We start from the raw sequence: 8205 nt of genomic DNA on the forward strand, positions 1-8205 counted from the left end.
GGCACAGGTGATATGAATATTGTTAAGCAATATGGCGTTTCTGAGAAAGCGTTTGCTCAATATGCGGCGGATTTGGGTGTGACTGATAATGCGGTCAAGAATTTCTTTAGGATTTTAGAGAAAAACCAAGTACCTCGATATAATTTAGATGAGAAGTTACGGGAAATTGCCAAAAATTATAAAAATTTGTTAGACAATGCCAATATGCTTGATGTATCAGATGATCCAGAAGTACAGCAATATTTACAGCAAGCACGGCAGTTTATTGAGGGTAAAGATGTTAAGGTTGATTTTGATAGAGCAGATGAATTGTTACAAAAAGCGTTTAAGCATGAATTGGATGGGATTGAAAAACTGAGGAAAATGGAGGAGAAAATCAAGAAGGTAAAAAGAGATAAGACCATATCTGCTGCAATAATTTTAGGAAAGCGTGCAGATATTGCAGAAATCCAATTGAAATACCTTCAAGCTGCGGAATATTATCTACAAGCAGCCAATTTCTTACCAGAAAGTTATGATAAAGCTAGATATTTAAATAAAGCAGGACTCAATTTTTATGATGCTAATAAGTATGACCAAGCTTTACCTTTGTATCAACAAGCTTTAGCAATTCGTGAACAAATATTAGGTACGCAACATCCTGTTTATGCTAATAGCCTCAATAATCTCGCAGAATTGTATCGTACCCAAAGCCAGTATCAGCAAGCCTTACCTTTGTACCAACAAGCTTTAGCGATTCATGAACAAGTGTTAGGCAAGCAACATCCATCTTATGCCCTAAGCCTCAATAATCTTGCAGGTTTATATCAATCTCAAGGTCAGTATGAGCAAGCCTTACCTTTGTTCCAACACGCTTTAGAAATAGCTGAACAAGTGTTAGGCAAGCAACATCCATTTTATGCCGCTAGCCTCAATAATCTTGCAGGCTTATATCAATCTCAAGATCAGTATGAGCAAGCCTTACCTTTGTTCCAACAAGCTTTAAAGATTGGTGAACAAGTGTTAGGCAAGCAACATCCATCTTATGCCGCTAGCCTCAGTGGGCTCGCAGAATTATACAGAACCCAAGGTCGGTATGAGCAAGCCTTACCTTTGTTCCAACACGCTTTAGAAATAGTCGAACAAGTGTTAGGCAAGCAACATCCATTTTATGCCGCTAGCCTCAATAATCTTGCAGGTTTATATCAATCTCAAGGCCAGTATGAGCAAGCCTTACCTTTGCACCAACAAGCTTTAGCGATTCGTGAACAAGTATTAGGCAAGCAACATCCTGATTATGCCACTAGCCTCAATAATCTCGCTTTATTGTATCAATCCCAAAGTGAGTATGAGCAAGCCTTACCTTTATTTCAACAAGCTTCTGAAATTTGGGGAGAAGTATTAGGCAAGCAACATCCATCTTATGCCCAAAGTCTCAATAATCTCGCGGGTTTATATGAATCCCAAGGTCAGTATGAGCAAGCTTTACCTTTGTTCCAACAAGCTTTAGAAATTCGTGAAAAAGTGTTAGGCAAGCAACATCCTGATTATGCCACTAGCCTCAATAATCTCGCAAGTTTATATTATGCCCAAGATCAGTATCAGCAAGCCTTACCTTTTTTTAAACAGGCTGTAGATATTTTTATCAATGTTTTAGGAGAAGAGCATCCAAATACGAAAATTGTAAAAGGAAATTATCAAGATTGTTTAGAGGCTGTTGAACAGGATGAAAGGATTTGCAGGATTTAGACATTATATAGTACATAAACTGAAAGCAATTCAACATAATATCTGAAATTAGATTTTAGTGAATTGTTGATTAACCAAATTCCACGGCAATCGCCTTCCTGCATTACGCATTAATTGATAAGCCTGCTTTGCTTGTGGAACAGTAATCAATTGTTGTTTTATCATTTGTTCGACTAACCATAGTGTGCCTTTGACATCAACATTTTCATTTTTTGCGGCATTACGTAAGGCTTTATCACCTGTTAACAAAGGGCATTTTTCTTGTACTGCTAGTACCAAGGCAAAACAATCATTGATACTAGGATCATTATAACGAGCGTTCAACTCTATGGCATATTCAATAGATTGGGGTGTTAATTCACTTAATTTTAAGCCCCTTTCTAACAAATGTCTGTGTGATTGCTCTAACTCTTCGCTGAATAAAATATCTGGTATATGAAACTGATAAGGTAATTTAAACCAGTATTCAACTAAAAGCCCTTCTTCTAAATCAATGATAATATTAGCATCACTAATCAATATCTGCATTCGTCATCTCTAATTTGCGTTGTTGATGGAATGCTATTACTGACATGCCTAGTAATTCAGCCGCTTTGCTTTCGGTCACGTATTCTTCTGCCAAGGCTTGGTAAACAAGTTGTTTGAATAAAATTGTTTTTTCAGCAGGATAGGGATTGCTCGGTTCATGTTTTCGCCAGCCGTATTGACTGAATAAACGCTGCCAATGTGTAAATAAACCTTGACTGATAATACCGCATTGTAATAAACGAAATAAACAGCCTGCCATACTTAAACCAAACTCATGTTTTAATAAGTATAATTCTTGCGATTCTAAGGCGGTACGATGTTGTGCAAAATGGGCATGTACTGCTTGTTGTGGTAACAGAAATGCCCCAGCAAAACGGTTACAGGCTTTTTCTTCATCTATATTTTCCGCTAAACGTCCCCGTAAAACAATGTGTCCCAGCTCATGCGCAAGCGTAAAACGTTGACGATCACCAGACCAGTATTGACTAACACTAATCATGGGCTTATTGCCAACCGTGCCAGCTAACCCATCGAATTTACCCGCATCATCTTGGTGCATAACAATGACTAAAATCCCGTAGGTTTCCAGTGTATCAATCATCTCTGGAATAGAATTACGCCCAACTTGCCAATGGTCTCTCATCGTGTCCGCAATCATTTCAATCTGATCCATATGTTGAATGGATTTTGGTAAATTTTTTGGTAAGCAAAACGGTTTTATCGGTGGCTTTGGGTATAGGTTGAGTAATATTTCCCAACGTTCAGCTTGTTCATATATACAGTGATGGATTTTATCCAATAATTTTTTAGGTGTATTGGATTTTTTACGATATTCAATATTGCTCAGTTCTATGTTTTGAGTACGAAAGAAGTATTCAATACGCACATTTAGTGCTTTAGATAGGGCTATAAGTTGTTGTGATGAAGGCGTTTGTTTATCTCGCTCAAATTTACTCACAGTCATTTTACTGAGTCCAATAGTGTTACCCAGACTTTCTAGGGAGTAGCCTGCCGCTTTACGTGCTCGTTGGATTCGTATACCAATCATTGTTCTAGCTCCCTTAAAGTTTACAAAATAAATATTTTTTTTTTTTTTTTTTACTTATTAGCTGAAAAAGACTACATATTTTTAGTATAAAAACGTGTCGCTTATTAATTTTTTTATCATGCAAGTTTATATGAGCAAGCTGTAAAAATATTTGTTGATGTACTTGGGGAAGAGCATCCGAATACAAAAGCCGTAAAACGGAATTATCAAGATTATTTAGCGGCTGTTGAACAGGATTAAACGGATGAAAGGATTTGCAGGATTTTTTGTCTGAATTTGGATTTAAAAGTAGATTTAGGATTTTTAGGTTTTGCTAAAAGTTATCCACATCTTAAGCTCGATATTCCTCACAAATGGTTTTTAAGGATACAACAACTCTAATAATTGCACTCGCTCCCACGTATTGAGACAAACTTCATGTGGGAACAAGATAAGCCTATCATTTATTCAATGGTGCGAGCTTTAAAATAATCTGGAATCACTTCTAATAATGCTTTATCAATGATTAATGTATTCATATTGACTGCGGGTGCAGCGCGTGGATATTGACGATCATTCAACCAATGCTCAGACCAAAAAGCGGTTGTTTGGATACATTGTTGTAAAAAGTTATCTAGATGGAATTTCTTTTCTAACTCAATACAGCCTTCTAAGAACAGATCAGCATAGAATTGTGTAATCGGATATTCAGCAGCGGGTGGTTTGTGAAATTCAGGACGGGTGACATAAACCCAGAATTGTGCATCGGGTACGGGTGTGCCATCAGCCATTTGAATTTGTTCACGCTTTACGGCATAGCGGCAATAGAAAAATTCATGTTCATCAAGCGCACTAACATCTTTTGCATCAAAAATACGGAAAATAGCTGCTGCCATTTTTGCCTCTTCTTTGACTGACACACCAAGAAACGTTGCAGCTAAAGTAATACCCACATTAGGACCGCGAGCACTCCATTCACGTTGAAAACCTTGGATATAAGCGGGCATGTTAAACCCTGTGCTATCACCGTATTGACGTTTTTCAGTGTCTTTCATGAGGCTGCCATAACCAATGAAATATTGAGCTTGTTTTAAGTCAACTGCTGGATGACATGTTTCATCAGCATAGCTGAGAGGGATATTCGACATCAGTATTGCTATAGAAGCAATGGCTATCTTTAATAGAGTGTTACCATAAAAAGACATTTTCAAATCCTCTTTCTTTTCAATATATTTGAGCAATCATGCCAATCATATGCTATATGAAAAAACATTCTTAGACAAATAATTAAAGAAATACGTCAAGCTTTGAAATAATGTCAAAAAGGTGTGGGCTATATTTGTTTTGTTCCTACGCAACAAGTCTGTAAAAGAACTCAGTTTGTGGAAACGAGGTAAATATAATTTCAATGAATTCCTAGATAAATCAGAAAATATATTTCATGACTTATCTAGTTAAATTTAATGGAGTATCAACTTACTTAAGGATTCCAACCTGTACCTGACAATGCGAATGCGCCACCAAAGTTAAAATCATAATGGGCAAAATAAGGAATTACGGGTTGCTCAGCATCAATCGTAATGCCGTATAAAATACCTTGGTCAGGGTTTGAGCGTACTCGATCATCTTCATGTAAAAATAGAGCCACTTTATCTTCCCTATCAGGAATCACAAGGTCTATTTCTGCATTAGCTTGACCATCAGAGTAATATAATTTTACTTTTACTTTGATGTCGCTAGCAGGATAATAAGTCGATATTCTTCTAATCAATAAAAACTCTAAGACATCATTTCCACGAAAGCCTTCGGCAAACTCCCAGTGAGTATGTGCATTTGGTGAAAAATTAACCCCATTGAGTCCAGATAAATCAAAATGGTTAAAATTAGCGACAATATTTTTTCCATAATCTGCAGCCACAGAAATAGATAGCGGCTGATTTTTAGGTAAAAAATCTTTTAAAACGATCGCGGTTTGTTGGTAAGGTTCTAGGATAATATCATTAAAAATACTGTATGGATTGATATTCCTTAAAGAAATCCGTGCTTGAGTATCATTTGGATTCATAACATTAACCACTTCAAATCCACTCTCAGATAACCAACCTTCTGATACATACCCACTAGTGTTACCCCACGATGGTTCTGCAATTATAAATATGCCATCATTCAGAAAATCATCATATTGAGTCATACCAACCACAATTTCTTTGTCTGAGGAAATCAGTGCTCCAATAGGCTGCTCTGGAATTTGAGTATTGAGGTAGTCTTGCAACTTAACACTAAAGCGACTCTTTGGGGCAACTGTGAGGTTAATGTCACGTGGAAAAGCATCGCTAAAACCCGTAATACGCAACTCAATATTGGCAGACTCATCACTAGGATTAAAGCCAACAAGATAATTTCTGACTTTATCTTCATGATTGTAAAAGCCTTGGGCTGTAGACCATTTTTTACTGGTAACAGGGGTAAAGTTTGCACCCAAAGCCACATTGCCTTCACCATAATGAATAAAAGTTGCTGTAATGCGTTTACTTGGCTCAATCACCATCGCAAAAGGCCGATAAAATTGTACGCCTTTATCTTTTAAGCTAAAACTTGAACGTTGCTCAGGCAGTAATTTCAAAGGAAAACTAAAACCTGTGCCATCTTCATAGTAAATTGAACATGTTGCATCAACAGGTTCTTCATGGGTATTAAGTAATGCAACAAATTCTTCAATATTATCACCAATAAAACCTTCTGGCATATACAGAGTATTTTTTACAATCGATTGTGGCGTATCATGGCTGATCATTGTGCCATCTGCTAACATACCTCGTTTATTGTTACCCCATGTCCAGATCGAGTTGTCATTTTTAACGGCAACAGAAAAGTCATAACCTGTTGCAATAGCGGCAACATCATCGATTAGCACTTGAATAGGTTTAGTTACAAACTGGCTGAGGAAATCATCTTCATCAACAGAGTTGCTTGTACCAATGCCCAATTGGCCATTATCGTTATTCCCCCAAGCCCATACCGTGCCATCATTTTTTAAGGCTAGGACATGTTTAAAAAAAACACTTAGGGTTTTAACATCTTCAATATCCACTTGAACGGGTGTTAGTTGGTCATTAATCTCTGCTGCACCAATCCCTAAATAAGGACTAGAACCCCAAGCCCACACAGTGCCATCATTTTTTAAGGCCAAAGAATAATTGTCGGAAATATCAGGTTGAAAAAAGCTTTCAAAACGCTGTCCAGTTGATGCAACCACTTGTTTCACATTGGATAAGTTTATTTTTTGCGGGATATTGTATGCGATCTTATCGCCTGTGCCTAATTGGCCATTGGTATTTTTGCCCAGACTCCATACTGTGCCATCCGTTTTAACGATAAGTACATATTCAAATGATACAGAAAAATCAGCCACATTTTTGGTCAACAGCACCAAACCATTAGCTTGTTTGGAGGCTTCAGATATAATATCTGGATAAAACAAAGCATTATGACTTGATATCCACAATTCATTTTTGTCAGTTAAAATAAACCCTGCACTAGAGCTATAAATCACTTTTTTAATATCGCCTTGTGGTAACGGATTAGCTAACACTGGAATATGGCGTTTTGTGTAGTCAAAAAGAGGGAATATAGGTGATGGTGTAAATTGTGGTGCAGGCTCTCCCCAATACCATATTGTGCCATCTGTTTTGCGTACAAAAGTTGCTGGATATTCTGTACTCAATAACAATTCTTCCACATCTTGAATATCTAACAGGATAGGCACATTGATGTCACCGACATATTTTTGGTAAGTCGTCTCACGTAATAATTGCCCAGCAGAACTCTCACCCCAACTGATGAGTGAGCCATCTTGTTGTAATATCATTACAATGGATGTTGTTTTACCAGCGATAGCAATTTGTGGCTCAACTGCTGTCACGTTAAATATTAATAAACACCCCAGAATGAGGTGAAGCCCTTGTAATAAACGCATTGTAAATTCCTTAAACTGAATATATGAATGGCTTAAGTTATAGTTTATTAAAAAGGGTTATTCAAGTTTCTAGATGGTATTTAAACAATTAACAATGACTAGGAATATTAAAAAAATAAGGTAAGAGGAGCTAAGTATTTGAATATAGATCATGTAGGATGGATGATGCTATCGCTTATCTGCCCTATTAATTTACTCGACGTGGCACGTCGTGAAGGCATTCTCACAACGCTTGTGGGAACGAGGCAATAAGAATATTGTTCTTCCATTGTGCATCCTGTTACTTTTAAATTATGATTTACTAATGCACGATGATTAAGTATGATTATAAACATTACAGGATGTAAATAAAGCGGCATGGAAGCATAAACAGGTCGCCCTATCTCGATGAATTAAACATCGGAGTAGGGCTACTCAATCGATGTAACCATCTTAGGAGATACATGTCATGAGTGACGTGAATGTTAACACACCTGCCCAAAAATCCCATTCTGAATTAGTTATGGAAATGTATGTGATTATCAGCTTAGCTGAAATTGGTGAAGCGGTCTCGATTTCGGAAAACAATATTGACTTAGATACGTTAAATGCATTATTTCAAGTGATTAGAGAAAGACTTGATTCGCTGATTACTGTTTTACGAGCAGAGACATAAGCATGAATAGCCCGTAAAGTAAATTAAGCTGTTATAGCTCGCTCCCGTAAGTTGATATTGTCTCGTTCCTACGCGCGCGCCACGTAGGAATACAGTCCAACGCGATGTGTCATGAATTTACTCGACGTGGCCGTGGCACGTCATGAAGGCATTCCCACAACGCTTGTGGGAACGCGGCAGCAGATAACAGTCTTCGGTTCAGCCCACTATCCAGTTATTGAATAATGAGCGGTTGGTTAAATAATATCTCGCAAAGCAGAGCTTTTGGGACAGGCATTACCAAATAGGATT

General features: G+C 37.4%; 6 protein-coding genes. 2 read left to right on the forward strand and 4 right to left on the reverse strand.

The window, feature by feature from the left end; all coding sequences use genetic code 11:
* A partial coding sequence (locus ABXH34_RS16155; RefSeq protein WP_353572918.1) for a tetratricopeptide repeat protein occupies positions 1-1728 on the forward strand: 1728 nt, incomplete at its 5' end.
* 48 nt (positions 1729-1776) lie between these two features.
* Here ABXH34_RS16155 and ABXH34_RS16160 read toward each other — a convergent pair.
* The 4 genes from ABXH34_RS16160 to ABXH34_RS16175 form a co-directional block, all read right to left on the reverse strand.
* Positions 1777-2256: a PIN domain-containing protein gene (locus tag ABXH34_RS16160; RefSeq protein WP_353572919.1), complete on the reverse strand. Its 480-nt coding sequence runs from the start codon at positions 2254-2256 to the stop codon at positions 1777-1779.
* Complete coding sequence (locus ABXH34_RS16165) at positions 2240-3304, reverse strand: helix-turn-helix domain-containing protein (protein ID WP_353572920.1); 1065 nt, start codon at positions 3302-3304, stop codon at positions 2240-2242. Before ABXH34_RS16165 ends, ABXH34_RS16160 begins: the two co-directional genes overlap by 17 nt.
* A gap of 443 nt (positions 3305-3747) precedes the next feature.
* On the reverse strand, positions 3748-4431 hold the full coding sequence (locus ABXH34_RS16170) for a gamma-glutamylcyclotransferase family protein (RefSeq protein WP_353572921.1): 684 nt from the start codon (positions 4429-4431) through the stop codon (positions 3748-3750).
* A 332-nt stretch (positions 4432-4763) separates the two neighbouring features.
* The gene (locus ABXH34_RS16175) at positions 4764-7259 is read right to left on the reverse strand and encodes an RCC1 domain-containing protein (RefSeq protein WP_353572922.1); all 2496 of its coding nucleotides are present in this window, start codon (positions 7257-7259) and stop codon (positions 4764-4766) included.
* A gap of 448 nt (positions 7260-7707) precedes the next feature.
* Between ABXH34_RS16175 and ABXH34_RS16180 the strand changes: the two genes are divergently transcribed.
* Complete coding sequence (locus tag ABXH34_RS16180) at positions 7708-7914, forward strand: hypothetical protein (RefSeq protein ID WP_353572923.1); 207 nt, start codon at positions 7708-7710, stop codon at positions 7912-7914.
* Positions 7915-8205: the final 291 nt, after the last annotated feature.

It is taken from the genome of Candidatus Albibeggiatoa sp. nov. BB20, assembly GCA_016744725.1.
Lineage (GTDB): Bacteria > Pseudomonadota > Gammaproteobacteria > Beggiatoales > Beggiatoaceae > Albibeggiatoa.